General features: G+C 57.8%; 22 protein-coding genes. 11 read left to right on the top strand and 11 right to left on the bottom strand.

Features of this window, described 5'->3' with window-relative positions; all coding sequences use genetic code 11:
- Positions 1–78 precede the first annotated feature (78 nt).
- The 9 genes from L6D74_RS06110 to L6D74_RS06150 form a co-directional block, all read right to left on the bottom strand.
- Positions 79–471 (bottom strand): ACT domain-containing protein, encoded by a 393-nt coding sequence (locus L6D74_RS06110; protein WP_236184493.1) that lies wholly within the window; start codon positions 469–471, stop codon positions 79–81.
- Positions 472–540: 69 nt separating this feature from the next.
- Positions 541–1,740, bottom strand: a complete 1,200-nt coding sequence (locus L6D74_RS06115; protein WP_152746382.1) for a M20 aminoacylase family protein — start codon at positions 1,738–1,740, stop codon at positions 541–543.
- Positions 1,741–1,768: 28 nt separating this feature from the next.
- Complete coding sequence (locus L6D74_RS06120) at positions 1,769–2,527, bottom strand: ATP-binding cassette domain-containing protein (RefSeq protein ID WP_152746381.1); 759 nt, start codon at positions 2,525–2,527, stop codon at positions 1,769–1,771.
- Entirely contained in the window at positions 2,524–3,288 is a 765-nt protein-coding gene (gene hisM / locus L6D74_RS06125; protein WP_152746380.1) for a histidine ABC transporter permease HisM, read from the bottom strand. Before hisM ends, L6D74_RS06120 begins: the two co-directional genes overlap by 4 nt.
- Positions 3,285–3,974, bottom strand: coding sequence for an ABC transporter permease (locus L6D74_RS06130; protein ID WP_069787704.1), 690 nt, complete (start codon positions 3,972–3,974; stop codon positions 3,285–3,287). The genes hisM and L6D74_RS06130 overlap by 4 nt, the downstream gene beginning before the upstream one ends.
- Before the next feature lie 91 nt (positions 3,975–4,065).
- Positions 4,066–4,839, bottom strand: a complete 774-nt coding sequence (locus L6D74_RS06135; RefSeq protein ID WP_069787705.1) for an ABC transporter substrate-binding protein — start codon at positions 4,837–4,839, stop codon at positions 4,066–4,068.
- Between the two features lie 100 nt (positions 4,840–4,939).
- Positions 4,940–6,466: a histidine ammonia-lyase gene (gene hutH / locus L6D74_RS06140; protein ID WP_236188226.1), complete on the bottom strand. Its 1,527-nt coding sequence runs from the start codon at positions 6,464–6,466 to the stop codon at positions 4,940–4,942.
- A gap of 45 nt (positions 6,467–6,511) precedes the next feature.
- Positions 6,512–8,026, bottom strand: a complete 1,515-nt coding sequence (locus L6D74_RS06145) for an amidohydrolase family protein (protein ID WP_236188229.1) — start codon at positions 8,024–8,026, stop codon at positions 6,512–6,514.
- 11 nt (positions 8,027–8,037) lie between these two features.
- Positions 8,038–9,729, bottom strand: coding sequence for a urocanate hydratase (locus tag L6D74_RS06150; RefSeq protein ID WP_236188232.1), 1,692 nt, complete (start codon positions 9,727–9,729; stop codon positions 8,038–8,040).
- A 197-nt stretch (positions 9,730–9,926) separates the two neighbouring features.
- Between L6D74_RS06150 and L6D74_RS06155 the strand changes: the two genes are divergently transcribed.
- The 4 genes from L6D74_RS06155 (at position 9,927) to L6D74_RS06170 (ending at position 14,207) form a co-directional block, all read left to right on the top strand.
- Entirely contained in the window at positions 9,927–11,297 is a 1,371-nt protein-coding gene (locus tag L6D74_RS06155) for a dihydroorotase (protein WP_236188235.1), read from the top strand.
- 1 nt (position 11,298) lies between these two features.
- Positions 11,299–12,558 carry a Zn-dependent hydrolase gene (locus tag L6D74_RS06160; RefSeq protein WP_236188237.1) on the top strand — a complete coding sequence of 420 codons (1,260 nt, stop codon included), beginning with the start codon at positions 11,299–11,301 and terminating at the stop codon, positions 12,556–12,558.
- A gap of 90 nt (positions 12,559–12,648) precedes the next feature.
- Positions 12,649–13,623 (top strand): LysR family transcriptional regulator, encoded by a 975-nt coding sequence (locus tag L6D74_RS06165; RefSeq protein ID WP_236188238.1) that lies wholly within the window; start codon positions 12,649–12,651, stop codon positions 13,621–13,623.
- Positions 13,624–13,682: 59 nt separating this feature from the next.
- Positions 13,683–14,207 carry a helix-turn-helix transcriptional regulator gene (locus L6D74_RS06170; RefSeq protein ID WP_236178624.1) on the top strand — a complete coding sequence of 175 codons (525 nt, stop codon included), beginning with the start codon at positions 13,683–13,685 and terminating at the stop codon, positions 14,205–14,207.
- Between the two features lie 554 nt (positions 14,208–14,761).
- On the opposite strand, the gene L6D74_RS06175 is transcribed toward L6D74_RS06170, so the two are convergent.
- Positions 14,762–15,382, bottom strand: a complete 621-nt coding sequence (locus tag L6D74_RS06175; RefSeq protein ID WP_236188239.1) for a fumarylacetoacetate hydrolase family protein — start codon at positions 15,380–15,382, stop codon at positions 14,762–14,764.
- Between the two features lie 164 nt (positions 15,383–15,546).
- Here L6D74_RS06175 and L6D74_RS06180 point away from each other — a divergent pair, with 164 nt between their 5' ends.
- Positions 15,547–15,699: a helix-turn-helix domain-containing protein gene (locus L6D74_RS06180; protein ID WP_236178622.1), complete on the top strand. Its 153-nt coding sequence runs from the start codon at positions 15,547–15,549 to the stop codon at positions 15,697–15,699.
- 25 nt (positions 15,700–15,724) lie between these two features.
- Here L6D74_RS06180 and L6D74_RS06185 read toward each other — a convergent pair whose 3' ends face one another.
- On the bottom strand, positions 15,725–16,348 hold the full coding sequence (locus L6D74_RS06185; protein WP_236178621.1) for a TetR/AcrR family transcriptional regulator: 624 nt from the start codon (positions 16,346–16,348) through the stop codon (positions 15,725–15,727).
- Positions 16,349–16,430: 82 nt separating this feature from the next.
- Here L6D74_RS06185 and L6D74_RS06190 point away from each other — a divergent pair, with 82 nt between their 5' ends.
- The 6 genes from L6D74_RS06190 (at position 16,431) to L6D74_RS06215 (ending at position 20,562) form a co-directional block, all read left to right on the top strand.
- Positions 16,431–17,312 carry an alpha/beta hydrolase gene (locus tag L6D74_RS06190; protein WP_350404753.1) on the top strand — a complete coding sequence of 294 codons (882 nt, stop codon included), beginning with the start codon at positions 16,431–16,433 and terminating at the stop codon, positions 17,310–17,312.
- 60 nt (positions 17,313–17,372) lie between these two features.
- Positions 17,373–18,146, top strand: a complete 774-nt coding sequence (locus L6D74_RS06195; protein ID WP_236178619.1) for an SDR family oxidoreductase — start codon at positions 17,373–17,375, stop codon at positions 18,144–18,146.
- Positions 18,147–18,331: 185 nt separating this feature from the next.
- Positions 18,332–19,081 carry a hypothetical protein gene (locus L6D74_RS06200; protein WP_236188240.1) on the top strand — a complete coding sequence of 250 codons (750 nt, stop codon included), beginning with the start codon at positions 18,332–18,334 and terminating at the stop codon, positions 19,079–19,081.
- A 115-nt stretch (positions 19,082–19,196) separates the two neighbouring features.
- On the top strand, positions 19,197–19,421 hold the full coding sequence (locus L6D74_RS06205; protein WP_108538423.1) for an AlpA family phage regulatory protein: 225 nt from the start codon (positions 19,197–19,199) through the stop codon (positions 19,419–19,421).
- A 5-nt stretch (positions 19,422–19,426) separates the two neighbouring features.
- Positions 19,427–20,272: a ParA family protein gene (locus L6D74_RS06210; protein WP_236188241.1), complete on the top strand. Its 846-nt coding sequence runs from the start codon at positions 19,427–19,429 to the stop codon at positions 20,270–20,272.
- Positions 20,273–20,352: 80 nt separating this feature from the next.
- A complete protein-coding gene (locus tag L6D74_RS06215) occupies positions 20,353–20,562 on the top strand; it encodes a hypothetical protein (protein WP_236184527.1) in 210 nt (69 codons plus the stop codon).
- Positions 20,563–20,571: the final 9 nt, after the last annotated feature.

A 20,571-nucleotide genomic window follows, 5' to 3' on the forward strand; every position in this document is an offset into this window, starting at 1 on the left:
CAATAACTGGAGCGCTACGCGCCCGCCGGCTGAATGGCCGTATCGTTATCAAGCCTTTCGCCAGCCCGGTCGGCCTGTTTAGCCGAGAATTTGATGACCCGCCTCGTTGAGCACGGCAAGCCCCTGCGCGAATCGGTCGGCTTTGAGCAGCAGGAAGTCGCCATCAAACGTCGACACGACAAATACACCGAAACCGGCTTCGGTGAGAGGACGCACGACTGACAGCACAATACCGGTCTCATCAAACGCGAAGGGGCCGACAAACTGCATGCAATTCCAGTCACGGTCGATTTTGACGCCCTCGGGCACGCGGCTCTGATGGCAGACGATGGACAGTTCATCGGCGGAGCGCGCGATGTTGACGAACCCGTCACCGTCGGCCCAGGCGGGGATCGGATCTTTGCTGTCCAGCCGGGAAATCGAGTAAAGCTCGGGCAGGACTTTCAGGCGAATGCTTTTGACCAGTTTCATAAAATCTCCAGATAGATAAGGTTTAGTGCTGATTTGGGCGACGCTGCAGCTTGATCGCCGCCAAGGTTTTCAGGGACCCACCGGCAACCAGGTTTCAGCCAGGCGAACCCAATACGTCGCGCCGACCGGTAAAATAGTGTCGTTGAAATCAAAGCTCGCATTGTGCAGAACACACGGCCCCGGGCCGTGGCCGATACCGCGATGCGCGCCCTCGCCGTTGCCGATGAACACATAACAACCGGGCGTATGTTCGAGCATGTGGGCGAAGTCTTCGGCAGCCATCGTCGGCTTGCCGTCGGTAATGACATGCCCTTCTCCGACCAGCTTGCGTAATACCTCGATGCACACCTGTGTCTCACCGGGGTGATTGATCAGGGGCGGATAATCCGAGTTCAACACGGTTTCCACACGGCAGCCGAACGCCTGCCCGACACTGTCGGCGATCTCCCGCATGCGCCTCTCGATCAAGTGCATGGCCTCGCGGGAAAAAGCTCTGAACGTACCGCCCAGCCAGGCTTCATCGGGAACCACGGTAAGGCTTTCCTGGCTTCCCGCCTGCAGGTGCGTCACTGAAATAACCGCAGGATCCTGGGTATCCAGATTGCGCGTAATGATGCTCTGCAAAGCCTGCGCAATGTGCATTAACGGCTGCAAAGGGTCAATGCACTGATGTGGCAACGCAGCGTGACCGCCTTTGCCGATCAGCTTCATACGAAACTCAGTGTCAGACGCCATCATCGCGCCCGCATGCACCGCAAACTGTCCGGCCGCCAGCCCGGGCCAATTATGCATTCCGAATACCGCCTGCATGGGGAACAGTTCGAAAAGGCCGTCTTCGATCATGCGCCGGGCCCCGGCGTCACTTTCCTCGGCAGGCTGAAAAATGAAATACAGCGTGCCGTCCAGTTGGCGGGTGCGTGCAAGTTCGTATGCCGCCGCCAACAACATTGCGCAATGCCCATCATGGCCGCAGGCGTGCATTTTTCCGGGGTGGGCGGAAGCATGCTCGAATCGGTTGAGTTCCTGTACCGGCAGCGCGTCCATGTCCGCGCGCAAACCGATAGTCTTGGGGCTCGTGCCGCAGCGCAAAATACCCACCACGCCCGTACCCGCAAGCCCGCGGTGCACAGTCAGCCCCCACGACTCAAGTGCACGGGCGATGAGGTCGGCAGTCCTGTGCTCCTCGAAGGCCAACTCCGGGTGCCGATGAATATCACGCCTCAGGGCGTAAATCGCTTCAGGTACGTTGATCCAGTGTGTGTTGCTCATGGCGCCACTCCGGTCGCTGGATCAGCGATCACTTGAGGTCCAACGCCAGAAACTGGCGCAGCCGGTCGCTTTGCGGGTTATCGAACACCTGCTCGGGCTTGCCCTGTTCTTCAATCTTGCCGCCATGCAAAAACACCACCTGGGTGGAGGCGTGTCGGGCAAAGCCCATTTCGTGGGTGACGACAATCATCGTGCGGCCCTCCTGCGCCAGCTCCTGCATGATTTTCAGCACTTCGCCCACCAGTTCGGGGTCGAGGGCAGAGGTCGGCTCGTCGAACAACATGACCTCCGGCTCTACGGCCAGCGCGCGCGCGATCGCAACACGTTGCTGTTGCCCGCCGGAAAGATGGGCCGGGTAACTGTCGTGGAAACGCGCACCCAGTCCGACTTTCTCCAGATACCCGATCGCGCGGACTCGTGCCTCTTCCTTGCTGACGTTGAGCGCGTGCACGGGCGCCATGCTGACATTTTCCAGCACCGTCATATGCGCCCAGAGGTTAAAGTGCTGAAACACCATTGCCAGCCGTGTACGCAGCGCCTGCAGTGCACGGCGCTCCGGGCGCAAGGGCTTGCCTGCACCCAGATCGATCGTCAGATTGTCCAGGCTGACACGGCCGCAGTCCGGCTGTTCGAGAAAATTGATACAACGCAAAAAGGTACTTTTACCCGAGCCGCTGGAGCCGATGATGCTGATCACTTCGCCGCGCTTGGCGCTCAAGGAAACCCCGTGCAGGACTTTATGATTGCCATAGGATTTGTGGATGTTTTCAACGGTAAGGGCATTCATACCAGGCGGCCTTCTTTTATCGTAGGAACGGGGTGCTCAAGGGTGTTTTTCGCTACGCGTGGCTTCAGGTGCCTTAGCCAACGTTTTTCGGCACGATTGAAGCTGGCGATGATGCAGAAGGAAATCATCAGATAGAGCAAGGACGCCAGACCGTAGGTGCTGAACGTCGCATAGGTTTCAGCGTTGACGTCGCGAGCCACTTTGAGGATGTCCGGCACGGTGGCGGTGAACGCAAGCGTGGTGCCGTGGAGCATGAAGATTACTTCGTTACTGTAGGCGGGCAGCGCTCGACGCAGTGCGCTGGGCAGTATCACTTTGAGATTGAGTACCGTAGCACTCAAGCCAAACGCCCTGCCCGCCTCCACTTCTCCGCGATTGCTGGCACGAATCGAACCGACCAGGATCTCGGTCATATAGGCGCACTCGTTGAGTACGAAAGCAAACAGGGTGCAGCAATAAGCATCGCGGAAAAAACTATTGAGCAACGCCGTGTTTTGGATGAACGAGAGGCTGTACAAACCGCTGTATATAATCAGCAACTGCACGTAGAGCGGCGTCGTGCGGAATGTGTAGGTGTACAGCCAGATCACGGCGCTCAGTGAGCGCGAAGAAGATACGCGCCCCAGTGCCAGTGGAATCGACAACACAAAGCCGCCCAGCGTCGCGACGATCAACAGCAACAGCGTGACGACTACCCCGCTCCACTGCTGCCCATCGGTCCAAAGAAAGCTCTGCCAATAGGTCTGCAAGAGATCGATCATAGCTCTGCCTCGCGTACCCAAGCTGCCGAACGGTGCTTGAGCCAATACAACAGCAGGCTGGAAAACCCCGACAGACAAAAATAAACCGCGCCGGCCAGTACCATGAACATCAGGGTGTTGTGTGTGCTACGACCGGCCTCTTGCGCCGCCATGACCAGATCGCTGAGCCCGATGATCGACACCAGCGCAGTGGCCTTGACGAGTACCTGCCAGTTGTTACTGATGCCAGGCAAGGCAAATCGGATCAACTGCGGCAGCACGACCTTCTGGAACGTTTTGCGGGCTGAGAGACCATAGGCTCTGGCGGCTTCCGCTTGCCCCGGATCGATAGCCAGAAACGCGCCGCGAAACGTTTCGGCGAAGTAGGCCCCGTAGATAAAACCCAACGTCATGACGCCCGCCACGAAGGGGTCAATTTCAAATCGACCGAGCGAGAGCTTATCGGTGAGCTGATTCACGCCGATCTGGATGGTGTAGAAGATCAGCAGCATCAATGCCAGGTCCGGAATGCCTCGGATCAATGTGGTGTAGCACTGCGCAGGCAGCGTCAGCCAGAGCGTTCCCGACAGCTTGGCCAACGCGGTGATCAGCCCCAGAAACAAGGCCAGCAACAGCGCCACCAACGCCAGTTCGACCGTACTCAAGGCACCTTTGGCAATCAAGGGTAAATATTCAAGCCATTGCATGGCGCATCACTCGCAATAGGTGGACGTACAGAAGCCGCGCGGTACCGGTCATGACAGCGACACGCGGTCATGACCGGGACAAAACTCGCCGTCAGCCGCCGTAGATGTCGAAGTCGAAGTACTTGGCGGCGATCTTCTGATACGTGCCGTCAGCCAGCATTGCGGCGATGGCATCGTCGATGCGCTGCTTGAGTGCCTGATCTTCTTTGCGAACGCCTATCGCAGTGCCGCTGCCCAATACTTTGTCGTCGACAATGATCGGGCCGGCAAACGCGTAGCCTTTACCCTGGTCGGTGCGCAAAAAGGCATAGGTTGCCTGCACTTCATCCTGCAAGGAGGCGTCGATACGCCCATTCAGCAGGTCGGCGTACACCTGGTCTTGACTCGCATAGGCCTGCAATTTGATGCCTGGCACTTTCCAGTAGGTACGGGCATAAGACTCTTGAATCGTGCCTTGCTGATACCCCACGGTCTTGCCCTTGAGCCCCGCCGCTGTCGGCGTGATACCAGAGCCATCGCGCGCCACCAATCGTGTAGACGGGTTAGAGAGTTTGCTGCTGAAGTCGATCTGCTTCAGGCGTTGCTCGGTAATGGACAAGCTCGACAGTACCCCGTCGAACTTGCGTGCGAGCAAACCCGGGATCAGTCCGTCAAAGCTGCTTTGAACATACTCACACTTGACCGCCATGCGCTTGCAGATTTCGTCGCCCAGGTCGATATCAAAGCCGATCATTTTGCCCTGCGGGTCGCGGTACTCCAGTGGTGGATACGTCGGGTCGACGCCCATGCGCAGTACATCCGCAGCCTTTGCCCAAGTGGAACTCAGAAGCAATACTACGCAAGCTACAACGAGATTCTTGTTCATGATTATTCTCTATGTGGTAGTTGGCAGATTTCAGGGATTAGCGATGTCATTGTTATTGTCCAACGCCGGTGGTAGCACCAGCCGGCGCTGGGTGGAGCACTTAGAACAGGCTGAGCAGGTCCGGGCAGGCGTTGACCAGCTCACGACTGCGGATCAACTCGGCCACGCTGGCCATGTCCGGCGCGATCGGTCGGTCCACATTCATCGCCGGCACGCTGGCACGAATGCACTCGACCGCTGGCGCCAGGCGTGCGCTGTACAACTTACCGCCGCGCAGGTCCAGACCCTGGGCCGCACACAGCGCCTCGATAGAGAGAATCCCGCGTAACGTGCACGTCATTTCCAGCAAACGGCGTGCGCCATGGGTGGCCATCGAGACATGGTCCTCCTGGTTACCCGCCGTAGGGATGGTGTCGATGGAGGCCGGGGTGGCGCGCTGTTTGTTTTCCGATGCCATGGCCGCAGCCGAGATGTGCGCCGTCATGTAGCCCGAGTGCAAGCCGGCATCGACCGTCAACATTGGCGGCAGCCCGGAGAAGCCTGGGTCCAGCAGCAGGTTGCAACGACGTTCGGACAGGTTGCCGATCTCGGTAATGGCGATCGCCAACATGTCAGCCGCAAAGGCGACCGGCTCAGCATGGAAATTACCGCCGGAGATGACTTCACCGGTTTCCACGAAAATCAGCGGGTTGTCAGAGGCAGCGTTGCTCTCGATCTCCAACGTGACACTGGCGTTGCGAATCAGGTCCAGGCACGCCCCCAGCACTTGGGGTTGGCAGCGAATGCTGTAGGGGTCCTGAACCTTGCCGGACGCTTGGGAAATGGCACGCATCGGGCTGTCATCCAACAGCCGCTTGAACGCAGCGCCTACGGCGATCTGTCCCGGATGACCACGCAGTGCCTGGATACGCGGGTCGAACGGACTGGCAATACCCGCCAGCGCCTCGGTGGTCATGCTACCGATTGCAATGGCCGCCATGAAGGCGTTTTCCAGGGCAAACAGGCCGGCCAGCGCGAGGGCCGTCGATACCTGAGTGCCATTCATCAAGGCCAGGCCTTCCTTCGGGGCCAGCACGATCGGCGTGAGGCCAGCGCGTGCCAGGGCTTCAGAACCGTCGAGCAACTCGCCCTCGTACCACGCCTGGCCCATGCCGATCATCACGGCGGTCATGTGCGCCAACGGCGCCAGATCGCCACTGGCGCCCACCGAACCCTGGGCGGGGATAAACGGGATGACACCGCGCTCGCGCATTTCTTCCAACAGTGCCACGGTGCCGTATTGCGCCCCCGAGGCACCGCGTCCGAGGCTGGCAACTTTCAAGGCCATGACCAGACGTACCACATCGGCATCCAGCGCTGGGCCGTAGCCCGTCATATGCGACATCACCAGGTTTTTTTGCAGCTGGCAAAGGTCGGCATCGCTGATCCGCACATTGGCCAGTTTGCCGAACCCAGTGTTCAGGCCATACACCGCGCGCCCGCTATCGACCAACGTGTCGACCATCTTCGCCGCCGCCTCGATACCGGTCCGGGCGCTGTCACATAGCCGCGCCGGCGCACCGTTGTAAATGGCACGCCAGGTGGCGATACGGGTTTCGCCTGGGACAATTTTCTGTACTGTGCTCATGGTTTTTCTCGCTGTTCGTAAATGAGTGGAAACAGACCAGATGGGTCAGGCGCCGCGTCTGGATCGGTCGAATTGGTTGATCGAATGGCGCATACCCGCCATTTGCGGATCGGTCAGGCAATCGTTATAGGCGCCCTCCAGATACGGACGCAGCGTTTCGCTGGCGCTTTGGCCGCCCTGAATCCGCCCTTGCAGAGTGGGCATGCAGTCCATCAGTTCAAGCATCAACGCCTCTTCATCGATACGCGTGATCCTGCCGTGATCCACCAGCTTGCGACCGCCGACGTACACATCGCGCACAGCGTTGCCCTGTTCGCAAAAGACCAGTTGCGTCAAGGCATCATTGAGCGGCGTAAAGGCGCTGGTCTTGAGGTCGAGCAAGCAGAAATCGGCTTGCTTTCCAACCTCGATCGACCCCGTCTGCGTACCGCGCCCGATGGCGTTGGCGCCGCCGAGCGTGGCCATGTTGAACGCCTGCAGTGCATCAACCGGACAGGCCTCGTCCTGATCGAGCAGTGCGTTGGAAAGCGCTGCCAGGCGCATGGCGTCAAACATCGAGTTCAGGTCATTGCCGTTATTGTTGTCGGTGCCCAGACCGACATTCACCTGACGGCGTAACATTTCGGCGATCGGCGCCACACCGCTGCCCAACTTCAGGTTACAGGCGGGATTGTGCACCACGCTGGCGCCGCGCTCGGCGATCAAATCGAGTTCAGCCGCTGACAACCAAACGCCATGCGCGAGCACGCTACGAGATGTCAACAGCCCCAGGTCGTCCATGTACACGGCCATTGGCTTGCCATAGAACTTCGCCGCCGTGAGCGCCTGAATGCGGGTTTCCAGGAGATGGATCAGCACCGGGCGGTCGTATTGCTCGGCCAGTGCCCAGGTTTTCTGCAGAAAATCGGCGCTGCAGCGTTGCGGGCCGGATGGTGAGAATACAAAGCGCACCCGGCCGCTCCAGCTGCGCGCCAGTTCCTGCCAATGCTCCAGCATCCGATCCGCAGCCTTGGCTGAGACACTGCCTTTAAGTGGGTCGGGCAACCGCTCCGCCAGGTAGGGAATGCCCTCCTGAAACGGTTTGTCGGACCACGCCACACTGACGTCGGCGCGAATGCCGAGGTCTGAATAGGCTTGAAATGCCGCATGCACCACCTCCGGTTCCAGCAGGCCACCGAAGTGAATGTCATCGACCACCGTGGTGATGCCATTGCGCAGCATCTCGATGCCGTTGAGCAAGGTGCGCAGGTACACCTCGCGCGCGGTCCAGCCACGTCGATAGGAAGGTGGGTTGTACAGGCCCATCCAGATCTCCAGGGGGATCCCGGAGAAACGCCCTTTATCGAAACGATCATGAGAATGATGGTGAGCGTTGATCAGTCCTGGTATCAGCAATTTGCCCCGACCATCGGTACGCTCGTCAAGATTGACCGTCGACAGATCGATTCGCGGCGCCAGGCCGACAAAGCGATCCCCGTCGATCAACACATCCATCACCTGGGCGGTCGAACCGCCCATGCCGACTACGCGAACCTGCTCGATCAAATGAAGAAGGGCCATGACGATGTCCTTTACGCGCGGTGCTGAGTGCCGTGAGGGGACCACCAGAGCGGTATTTGAATCGCGTTGTCGGTCAACGGACCCTCGCCTCTGGACACAGTCTTGGCCATTGGGTAACCGGCTTGCGCATGGCGTACCACACCAATCCCTGCGTCAGTGGTCAGGCAGGCATCCAGGCGCAAGTCGGCCTCCTCCGAACCGTCGGCGATCATCGTGACACCAGTGTGCGCCGAGATACCCATGGTGCCGTTGGACTGAATCGCCACCAAGTCCGCCATCGCCGACACATTCAGCAGCGCATTCAGGTAAGGCCAGTCGGAAATCGCGTCCGAGCCGTCCAGCATGTTTTCGGTTTCAAAGGCGGGGTTGGCGATTGAGCCGGTATCCAGGTTGTCGCGCGAAAAAGCCACCGGCCCCGCCAGCTCACCCGAGCGTACCAACGCGTTAACCGCAAGGCCAAATGCCCGGCGCTGGCCAAAACCGAGGAAACAGATGCGCGCAGGCAACCCCTCTATCGGCAAACGATAGCGCGCGGTGCTGATCCAGCGCGTGACCAGGCTGTCATCCTTGAACATCTCCAGGGCCAGGTCATCCAGACGCTGCTGGTCGGCGATTTCGCCGGACACGCAGGTCCAGCGGAACGGCCCACGCCCCAGGAAGAACAACGGCCGCACGTACTCGGCGATACAGCCTGGATAGGCGAAGGCTTCTTCCTTGGACATCCCCGCATCCACCGCCTCCTTGCGCACGAAGGTGCCGTATTCGAACACGATCGAGCCGTTTGTTTGCAAGCGTGTCATCGCGCGCACGATACGGATCATCGACTGGCGCGACGTCGCCATGTAGGCCTCGCGGTCGGTCTCCAGCAATGCTGCGGCTTGCTCCAGCGTTAGCCCGGAAGGAATCAGCGCGAACGGGTCATGGCACGGGCACATTTCGGTGACAATGTCGGGCTTCCAGCCACAGTCAAGCGCCTGCTCCAGCGCGTCGACCATATTGCCCAGCACCACGATGGAGAGTGCCCGCCCTTCCCGCTTTGCGCTCTCGGCCATGTCGATGGCGTCCTGCAAGGACGCCGCCTGAACGTCGGCATAACCGCTGGCCAGACGCTCCACAACGCTTTGCTGGCGGACTTCCACGGTCACACTCACGCCGCCGTGCATGGTCATGGCCAAGGGCTGCGAACGCCCCATGCCGCCCAGGCCAGCGGTGAAGAAAATACGCCCCTTCAATTCCCCGTCAAAATGCCGATCGGCTACCAGCGCCAGTGTTTCAAAGGTGCCTTCAATCACACCCTGGCTCCCAATGTACTGCCACGGCCCGGCGGTGTAAGAGGCAAACGCCGTCAGGTTTTGTGCGCTCAGGTCGTAAAACTTCGGCCAGTCGGCCTTGATGACGTTGCTGTTGGCCATGACCACTCGCGGCGCCAGTCGATGGGTCTTGAATACGGCCACCGGCATGCCCGACTGAATGGCCAGGGTTTCATCGTTCTCCAGGTTTTTCAGCGACTCGACGATCGCGTCATAGCTTTCCCAGTTGCGTGCAGCCTTGCCGATACCGCCGTAGACGGTCAGACGCGAGGCGTCCTCAGCGTTTTCAAGGTTGTTTTCGAGCATGCGCAGAATGGTTTCCTGTTTCCATCCTTTACACCGCAAGGTGCTGCCACGCGCAGCCATGATTTGTTTGGCTTTTTGCTGAGTCATGTAAGGCCACTCTCGCTGAGGTAAATGCGAAAGCCTGTTGGAGAGGCTTCCGTTGGTATGGCTCGAATTATTCAAACCTACCGTGAGGAGAGCCATGCAAAAAACCGCAAGTGAAGTTGTCATTCTCCGCATGGATGGCTCGATACACCCCGTAGATACTCGCTTCATGCTTATTCACCCGATGACGAGGCTGACAAATGAGTGATTTCGATCTGGTGGTGCGGGGACGTATCGTCGACAGTGAACAGACCCGCGAAAACGGCTGGCTTGCCATAAGTGAAGGACGTATTGCCGCGCGCGGTACCGGTGAGCCGCCTGCCGCCAAAACCACGCGTGATGAACGCGGACACTGGATCTTACCCGGCGTCATCGACGGCCAGGTCCATTCTGGAAGCCAGGCCAACCAGGAAGGGCTGGGTTGGGCCAGCCGTGCCGCTGCCGCGGGAGGCATCACCGTGATGGTAGACATGCCTTACGACGACCCGGAACCGGTTGCCTGTGCCGAGCAACTGCTGCGTAAAGCCCAGGAAGTCGAAGACACCTGCCACGTTGATGTCGGCCTGTTTGCCACTGTCAATGAAACCCACGGCCTGGCGGCGATTCCGGGGCTGATCGAAGCCGGTGCCTGTGCGTTCAAGTTCTCGACCTTTGAAGCGGCACCGGGCCGCTTTCCACGCATCGAGGAGGACCTGCTGGCGGAACTGTTCACCCTGATCAAGCCGTCGGGCCTGGTTTGCGGCGTCCACAACCAGATGCAGGAAATGACGCGTAAGAATATCAACCGCTTGATCGAAGCCGGCGATACCGGATGGGATGCGTTCCTGCGCGCCCATCCACCGCTGGTGGAGGACCTGGCGACCGCGTTGATTTATGAAATCGGTGCACAGACCGGCGCACGCGCCCATCCGGTTCACGTCTCAACCAGCCGTGGGTTTGAGTTGTGCGAAATGTATCGCCAGGCCGGACACCAAGCGAGCATCGAGACGTGCATTCAGTACCTGATGCTCAACCATGAAGAACACACGCAACGCTTCGGCGCCAAAACCAAGCATTATCCACCGATCAGGCCCAAAGCCGAATCCGACAAACTCTGGGCGCACATCGCCCAGGAGCGCTGCACTTTTGTGTCTTCCGATCACGTCAGTTGGGGGCTGGAGCGTAAAGGCAATCCCAACGTGTTTCGCAACGCGTCGGGTGGACCGGGACTGGAGACATTACTGCCAGCATTCTGGACCGGCGCCATGGCGCGCGGCCTGTCGCCATCGCTGGTGGTTCGACAGCTGAGTCGCAATCCGGCCAGGCATTTTCTGCTCGATAACCGTAAAGGCGACTTCGTACTCGGCCTGGACGCTGACTTCGTCGTGCTGGCCGACGAGCAGTATCGTTACGACCCCTCTACCAGCCTGAGCGCGGTGAAGTGGAGTTCATTTGAAGGCATGCCCTTTACAGGCCGGGTCAAGACGACTTACTGCCGTGGCCAGTGCGTGTTCGACCAGGGGCAGATTCTCAACAACGCCGGCTATGGCCAATTCCTGCGCCCGCGCGCACTGACGAAAGGTACGTATTGACATGACCGAACCTCAATTGGAACTGAACATCGAACGTCTTTGGAACCGGGTCAATACACTGTCGAGCTTTACGCTGCCGGACGTGCCGTGGACCCGACGCGCTTTCTCCCCTGAGTTTGAGCAGGCCAGGCAGTGGCTGAAGGCTGAATTCGAGTCGGCGGGCCTGAGCGTGACGTTGGACGCCGGTGGCAATCTGATCGGCCAGCTTGACGGCAGTGAGGCTGATTTAAAGACTCTGATCAGCGGCTCGCACTGTGACACGGTGGTCGGGGGCGGTCGGTTTGACGGCATTATCGGAGTATTGGCGGCGCTGGAAGTCGCCCACGCGTTGAAAGACGCCGGCCAACGCTTGCGCCACCCGTTCCAGGTGATCGATTTTCTCTCCGAGGAGCCGAGTGACTATGGCATTTCCTGCGTCGGCAGTCGCGCATTTGCTGGGCTTCTGACTGCCGAGATGCTCGCATCAAAAAACCGCGCAGGTGAAAGCCTGGCACAGGCGATGACCCGCATCGGAGGCGCTCCAGAACGCCTCGGCCAGGCACTGCGGGAACCCGGTAGCACCGCAGCGTTCGTTGAGCTGCACATTGAGCAGGGCCCGGTTCTGGAAAGTCGGGGGTTGCCCATTGGGTCGGTCACCAACATCGTGGGTATTCGCCGAGTCGGAATCACCGTGCATGGCTTGCCGGATCACGCGGGCACGACGCCCATGGATCTGCGGCGTGACGCCCTGGTCGGCGCGGCGGAGCTGATTCGCGAAGCGCGCAACATGGCCGCCGACATGAGCGGCAACCCACACTATGTGGTGGCGACCGTTGGCCGGTTGGATGTGAGCCCTAATGTGCCCAATGCCGTGCCCGGCAAGGTCGAAATGGTGCTGGAGGTGCGCAGCGACTCCAAACAAGTACTGCTCGACTTTCCCGAACACCTGCTTGAACGCTGCACCCCCGTGCTGGCCGACCTGAGGTTGACTGTCGACTCGGTACCGTTGACCTATGCCGACCCTACGGATTGCTCGACGATTGTCATCGAGGCCGTCAGCGAGGTGGCTAAACAGTTAGGCTTGCCACACATGACCATGCCCAGCGGCGCCGGGCATGATGCAGTCTACGTTGGGGCCACCGGCCCCATGGGCATGGTGTTCGTGCCCTGTCTTAACGGGCGCAGCCACTGCCCCGAAGAATGGCTGGAGCCGCAGCAGTTGCTGGACGGCACTCGCGTTTTGGCGCAAACCCTGATTTATTTGGATGGCCATCTTCGCTGATCGAATGACTTGGTGTAAAACACATCAAAATCTGAGCGCGCGACCCGGACCGGCCCGCGCGCTCTACTCCCCGCACCTGGAGCCTCCACTTTGAACACTGCATCGGTCCCACCGTTACACGACATCGACTTGAAACACTGGCGGCTGTTCAAGGCCGTTGTCGAGTGCGGGGGGCTGTCGGCAGCTGAAGAAGCGACGGGAATGGGCATCTCGGCGATCAGCCGGCAATTGTCTGACCTGGAGAGTCGCTTCGGCAGTCAACTGTGCCATCGAGGTCGCAGCGGTTTCCAACTGACCGAGGAAGGACAAGTCGCCTACACCGCGGTGCTGCGTTTACTCGATTCGATCGATGAATTTCGCGACACCCTGGCCAGTTCGAAAGCCGAGGTTAAAGGCGACCTGAGCCTGTGGCTGATCGATCATTGTGCCTTCACGCCCAGCAACCCTATCGCCACTGCACTACAGCATTTTCGTCGCGATTATCCGCTGGTCAACCTCAGTATTGGGGTCGCGCCACCGGATGCGGTGGAACGTGCGGTTGCCGAAAAGAAAGCCGGCGTCGGCGTGACCATTTGCAAGTCCGACCTGCCGTCTCTGAGCTATCAGGTGATCGGCTCCGAAGCCTCAGCCTTGTACTGTGGTCGCCATCATGAGGCGTTTGGCAAAGATGAAGAACAAGCCCGTAGGATCATTGAGCAGAAGGCGCATTACGTTCGGCGCGGCTATTTGGTGCAGGACGCCGCGCCGACGAATTTCCTGCAAAAAAACAGCGCGCTCGCCCACCATGTAGAAGGCACGGTGCAACTGCTGCTCAGTGGGGGGTTTGTCGGTATCGTACCTGACCATATCGCTCAACCCTGGGTGGAGCGTGACGCCTTGTTTCGTATACCGTTGCCGGAGTTCATCGTGGAACGGCCGGTATTTGTCGTCGCGCGGGAACCACAAGGGTCGAGTCGAATAGCCAGCCTGATGCTTGACGCTATTATCAGGTCCTTTCAGGAGGCTGCGGCCCGAAGTCCTCTTGGGCCGATCGAGGAATATCCGCGACCGGATAAGGCGTTTTAACAGCACCTCGGGCAGCGTCGCTACTGATTCTCCTCCATGGGCAAGCGCTGGCGGCGTTAATGCAGCATGCCCCGGTTGCAGAGCCGGAACAGTATCGGCGCCTGATCGGTTTGACCCCAAGCTTCAATGCGCCACGCAACTGCTTCATGTTTGAGACAGCACTGCTGGAAACTCCGCTACACGCCGCCGATCCGGCAGTGCATCGCCTGATCCAGCAACACCTCGACAGCGTCAAGCAAATGTCCATCCAGCAGTTACCCGAACTTGTGCAACAACTGATCCGCAGTTTTATGCCTGATGGCCGTGCGACCATAGAGCAAATTGCCGACTATCTGAATATCAGCACCCGCACGCTACAGCGCCAGTTGCAGGAAAAGGACACCAGGTTCCAGCACTTGTTGTCGGACACGCGCCAGACCTTGGCCAGTCGCTACCTGTTGGACTCTTCCATCAGCATCTCGCAACCGGCTGATCTGCTCGGTTACAGCGACCAAACTGTCTTTTCCCGCGCCTTTCAACGCTGGCATGGGCAAAGCCCGCGAGAACGGCGCGAGCAGCATCAGATATACGGATTTCTCTTATAGCTTGCGCCAAAGAGAAGTAGCGAAATGCCGGTCGAAGGTTATTTGCGCTCTTTGTATTTCTTAACCGATGGTAGTACGCCGTAATGGCGGGATTTTCCGCTTGCACAAATCGCACACAAACAAAAACGCCGACCATCTCTGATCGGCGTTTTTGTTGAATTTTGAGCAGGAAACGAGACTCGCATCTGGCGTCCGACCCATTGAAATCTAAGGGGTTTCTTTTCTTGCCGGAGCAGGAAAAGACTTAAACTCTTGACTTATTTTTGAAGGGTATCAAGGACCAGAAGAAGGATGACTTCGGAGCTATGAGATTTGATTCGTTCCACGGCCCGCTTGAAGGCAGCAATCTTACAACACCTGAGCAGGTATTGGCTGAGGAAAAACCTTCCAGCAACTGTCAAAAGAAAGACGATTCGCTCGTAGCGCTGTTGGACACCACGCCCAACGTCTGGCGGTCCGTTTTACGACGTACTAACGCAACTTGGCGAAAGTAGCGCGCACCTCATCGACAAAGGCGATCGGCTGCTCCATCGCTACAAAATGGCCGCCTTTTGTTAACTCATTAAAATGGACAAGTTTTGTTTAGCGCCGCTCCGTCCAGCGCTTCGATTTGCGCACCGCCTCCTGGGGAGCGATCGTGAAGCCGGTCGGTAGGGTAATCGGTTTGGCCAAGCTAGCAGGCGGCGACCAACGCGCCTGGACCATTTCCCCATACAGCCGCGCCGACGACGCGCCGGTGTTCGGCAACAATACAGCATGATGTCGTCCAACATTTGGTCGAACGTAAACGACCCTTCGGCGTTGCCTGGTGTTCCACTGGTATCCTGGAACATCTGGTAGATCCAGGTTGCCTGCGCAACGGGCGAATCAGCCAGCGCATAACCAATGGTTTGTGGTCGTGTTTGCTGTTGCTTGGCATACGCCGACAGCTTGTCCCAGAAATTCATGCTGCTGGCGAGCATCGTTTTTTCATCCGGTGTTGCCGCAGCTATCTCTTCAGGTGTCGGCTGAAACATCGCGAAATGGGAAGCGTCACGCGGTTGCAGGAGGTCATAATCAGGGCCGTTCAGGCAACTGATCGCCTTATGAAAGATGATGGGCTCGACAGGACTCGACATGCCGGCCTCTTCGGCATGGTCGCGATAATTAAGGCCGATTGCGATGAATTTGCGCACCTGGGCGTCGTGGACGCCATAACGAACCCCTCCTCGACCAGCGATAACTGTGCGGCATCAAGCTTCGACAATTCAGCCATCGCCGACGGCGCAAGCACCGTCGCATTGATGTCGATGACATATGCAGAGAGATCGCGCACGCGACCTGCAGCATCTATGCACGCATGACCTTCGCCCTGCAGCTGCTGCAATCTTCCGCCCAGACGGTCATACAAATAGCGCTGTGTGTGGGATATCAGACGCCCTCGCAATTTGCTGTGCGTTTCCGTGACCGGTTCGGCTTTGCACCCACGGCGGTTCGGGGTCATCGGCGCTAATCAAGCAGATAAATACTCCGGCCCCTTATGACTTTGGGCACAGCCCCTTTATCACAATGGCCATCCACTGCGCCCACAGACGTTCCATCATTTGCGCCTCGACCGGCGCTGAATCCGCGCGCCACGCCAAGCTCAGGATGCCATTGGCCGCTGCCCACAACGAGGTGGTTGCAATGTGGGCGTCTACGCCTGGGTCAATCGAACCATCCGCAATACCATCGGTAATAGCTGCCTCCATTTTGCCGTTCTGGTGCCTGACCAGTTCGCTCACCCGCAAGAGCGCTTCAGGATCATTCGGAGGGTCAGCCAGCAAGCGAAACGCCGTCGGACGCTCCATAGCGAAACGGAAGTAACCGTTGGCGGCCACCTGCAGACGCTCCAGAGGCGTACCTGGGGTTCGATATGCCGCGTCCATGTACGCCCTGTTTTCTTCAAAGGCTTTTTCTGCGACAGCCATCAATAAAGCCGAACGCCCGCCAACTCGGTTGTAGATGGTTTGGACGGCAACATCGGCGCGCTCGGCGACGATCTCCAGCGTCAACGCCGTCGCGCCGCTCTCAAGAATCAAGCTTTCGGCATGCTCTATGATCGCCGTCCGCGTGGCCTGGGCCTTGCGTTGGGTACGCGTGGGGGATGTGATTTTAGTCATGGCGACAGTCTACATGAAGGATAAATATTGTAAGTACGTCCAATATTGGAATAGCATCAAAAAAACAACAAGGAACACCGCCATGTCTCAACGTCTGGATGTTTCATTTGCGTCCGCGAATGCGCGTTGCGCGGCGTGGCTGTATTTGCCCGACGCCGTGTCGGCGCCGCCGGTGATCGTTATGGCGCACGGCCTGGGCGGCGTTCGGGAGATGCGCCTGGATGCCTTCGCGCAACGATTCTGCGAAGCGGGCTATGCCTGCCTGGTCTTCGACTACCGCAACTTCGGCGCAAGCGAAGGCGAGCATCGGCAATTGCTCGACATCCCGAGCCAGCAGCAGGACTGGCGATCAGCGGTCGCCTATGCTCGTAGCCACCCGGCGTTGAATCCGCAAAAAGTCATCCTGTGGGGGTCGTCTTTCAGCGGTGGGCATGTGTTGCATACCGCAGCGGCTGACAACGCCATTGCAGCCGTCATCGCGCAATGCCCGTTCACCGACGGCCTTGCTTCGCTGAGGCAGGTGGACATCCTGACCTCCTTAAAACTGACCGCCTTAGGCATTGCGGACATGGCAAGCGCGGCTTTTGGGCTGGCACCGGTGCGCGTGAAAATTGCTGGCCCCAAGGGCTCCGCTGCACTGATGACGGCACCCGATGCCGAGCCCGGATACCTCAAACTGGTTCCAACTGATTACCCCTTCAAGAATTACGTGTCCGCGCGCTTTGCCTTGAAGATTGGTTTCTACCGACCGGGCAAGAAAGCCTCGACCCTTCGCTGCCCCATCTTGTTCTGCGTGTGCGATGCCGACAGCGTCGCGCCCGCCACGCCGACGCTCCGTTATGCAACAAAAGCCAGGGATGCCGAGATTCATCGATATCAAGCTGGGCATTTCGGCATTTATGTGGGAGACGCCTTCGAGCAAGTGGTTGAGCAGCAAATCTCATTTCTGAAGCGGCGCGTCTGACGTCGCTTTCACTCGCCTGCCCCTGAACCTTCATCGCCGCATTCAAAGAAAGGTATGACCATGAACCCTAAACCCAGCGTATTCGTGACAGGTGCCGCCAAGGGCATCGGCGCACAAACCGCTTTGATGTTCGCCAAGCATGGCTACCGAGTAGGCGCGACGGATGCCAATGAACATGACCTGCAAGCATTGAAGGCACTACTTGGCCCCGGGCATTTCTATCGCCGGCTGGACGTCACTCAGGCCGACGATTTTGCCGCCGTACTCCACGATTTTGCGACTGAAAATAAGGGTGTCATTGATGTGTTGGTCAATAACGCTGGGATCGCCTTTATCGATGACTTCGAAAAAGTGCCACTCGCAAAACACCTCGCCGTCACCGAAGTCAACGTCAAAGGCGTGCAAATAGGCGCCTATCACGCGCTGCCCTACCTGAAGAAAAGCTCGCGTCCCTGCTTGATCAATATGTGCTCGCTCAGCTCGGAATACGGCGTGCCCAGCGAAGCCTCCTATTCAGCGAGCAAGTTTTGGGTAAAAGGCTTCACCGAAGCGATCAATATTGAATGGGAACGGCATGGAATTTATGTCTGCGACATCATGCCCAATTTCGTCGCAACACCGATGATGCAAGAAGCCCATGGAAAAATCGTCGACTCAATTGGCATTCGGCTCACCGCCGAGGATGTCAGCCAGACGCTATGGCGAGCGGTGCAGAATCGGCGACGTGTGCATTGGGAAGTCGACACCTGGCGCCCTCGCCTGCTGCGCGCGATGAATAAGCTGCTGCCTACCACCGTGCGCCGAGCTGCGATGAAACACCTGAGCGGGTATTGATTCCGGCCGATTGTCGTACATGCGCCGATGCCTGGCTTATTCGCGACGACACAAAACTCGTTTAACTGGAAATGGAATGACCTCACCGAGTTGGTCAACTGTGGAAATAGCTAGCACGGATAGCTAGTTTTTATTTATAAATAATCGGTGAGAGACCTTCCATGGGGAATGGAGGTTCGCCGTAAATGAGTGTTTATGTTTTCAATCCGAATACGAAAACCTTCTATCGCCCTATAGATGCAGCATTGCGCTGGTGCAATCTCACTCGCTACGAAGCCAAAATTTTCCAGGCAGATTGGTCTCGTCCCGATAACCTTGCAATCCTATTCCCCCAATGGCCCAATCTTCAAATCGCTTTCGAAAGGATATTAGACGCCATACGCAATGGTGAACTGCCGTATGGATGCCTCGGCATTTCTGTTCCTTTGGGAAGCTATGTAGAGCCCTATCAGTTGACCATCCGCCATTCAGACTTACGCCGCTGGATGGAGACTCATTACCCCGACCACAAACCTAGCTTTTTATTCGAGGCCGGTGAGAACGCACCTGCAAAGGTCAGTCTCGGAACTTTTCTATCATTGAAAGCAGATCGAGATGAGTTATCGAGAGCGTTCAAAGCGCAACAGCAGCGCATTCAAGAAATCTTGGGAGAACTCCAGTCGATTGGACTTGAGAGAGATGATCTCAAAGCCTTGGCCAAAACGAATGGTCAACTCAGTGAGCGCGGCGAACTGACCTATCACAACATCATTGGGGCATTGGTCAGCCTTCTCTTGGACCATTCGCCCGCCGGAAAACCTCTTTCGGTTTTCACGAATCAAGCAGCCATCGTTGATGCCATTGTCGCCCGTCATCAGGATGTGCCCGGCCTGAGCAAGCGTACGCTGGACGAAAAATTTGCCGTGGCCAATCGTAGCCTCAAAAAAAATACCTGATCGAACCAATTGCGTTGCAATAGGGTTGATTGCAATGCAATGACTCATCCGCCGTGGTGCGATTCAATCCATGTCACTTCCCAACACGCGCCAATAGGCGCCAGGAGTGACTAGCATGTCCAGCCAATCTGAACCCGTCGTTGAAACATCTCCACTTCCGCGCCACATCATGCGACGTAATGAAGTTGAGCTAAAAACTGGCTTCAAACGTGCCCACATTTACAACCTGATGAAGGAAGGCAAGTTTCCGAAGGCCAAGCGCATAGGGCTGCGCGCAGTTGGCTGGGACTCACTGGAAATCGAGCGTTGGATTGCAGAACGCCTTTCGCGACAGGAGTGAGGGTGATGCACGTAGTCTCGGTGGTTTCCACCAAGGGTGGGGTAGGCAAAACCACAGTAGCGGTCAATCTCGGTGGTCTGTTGGCTGATGCTGGCCTGCGTGTTCTGCTCTTGGATCTGGATAGCCAACCCACCCTGTCCAGTTATTATTCATTGAGCCAGAAAGCGCAGGCAGGTGCGTACGAGCTCATTGCACTCAATCTAACAATACCTGAGCGAATAATTTCTAGGACTGCAGTCGTCGGTCTCGACCTGATTTTCTCCAACGACGATCAAGGTCGACTGAGCACGTTGTTGCTGCATGCACCTGATGGGCGACTACGCCTGCACAACTTGCTCAACGATTTGCATCTCAATTATGACTTGCTTTTGATTGATACTCAGGGAGCACGCAGTGTACTGCTGGAAATGGCCATCCTGGCCTCCAATCTCGCCCTCTCTCCCATCACGCCGGAAATGCTCGCTGCCCGCGAAATGCGTCGGGGCACCTTGAAGCTACTGAGTGAGCTCGAACCGTTTCGCCATCTAGGTATCGACCCGCCGCCCTTACGGCTCTTACTGAACCAAGTGAACCTCAATCGACTGGACACCCAGATGATCATCCGGAGCCTGCGCGAGACTTTCGCAGAGGCTACCAATATCTCGGTTCTAGACACCGTAATCCCTGACCGAGTGGCGTATCTCAATGCCGCCTCCCTCGGCTTACCGGTCCACCGAGTAGATGCACGCCCGTCGAGTAAACGCCGACGCTCGCAGTCAGCGCTAGAAATCATGCAAGCGCTGGCCATCGAATTATTCCCGGAATGGCGCGAAGCGATCTCATCGGTAACGAGGTGTGCGGAGCTTCGATAAAACAAATCGCCCAATCAGCTTTTTCACCAATTTCTTGTTTGATCGACCTTGAAGCCATCAGGCTTGGTAAGGAGTTTCTAATGTCGGATCAGTTTCCTATCGTTGTTCAGCCTTTCATTCGACCAAACGACGCGGCTTGCGAGGAATACTGCACTGTGGTTTTTCGTTTGCAAGGGGGGCGCTCGGCCATGGTGTGGTTCCTCGCAGAACTCTCCCAACATTTCGAAGGTTCAGGAACTGCCGAAATCGTGAAGTTCGAGGTCGGTGACCATTTGCGTAACCGGCGTTAATCGAGGCGG

The organism is Pseudomonas pharyngis, assembly GCF_021602345.1.
Classification (GTDB): domain Bacteria; phylum Pseudomonadota; class Gammaproteobacteria; order Pseudomonadales; family Pseudomonadaceae; genus Aquipseudomonas; species Aquipseudomonas pharyngis.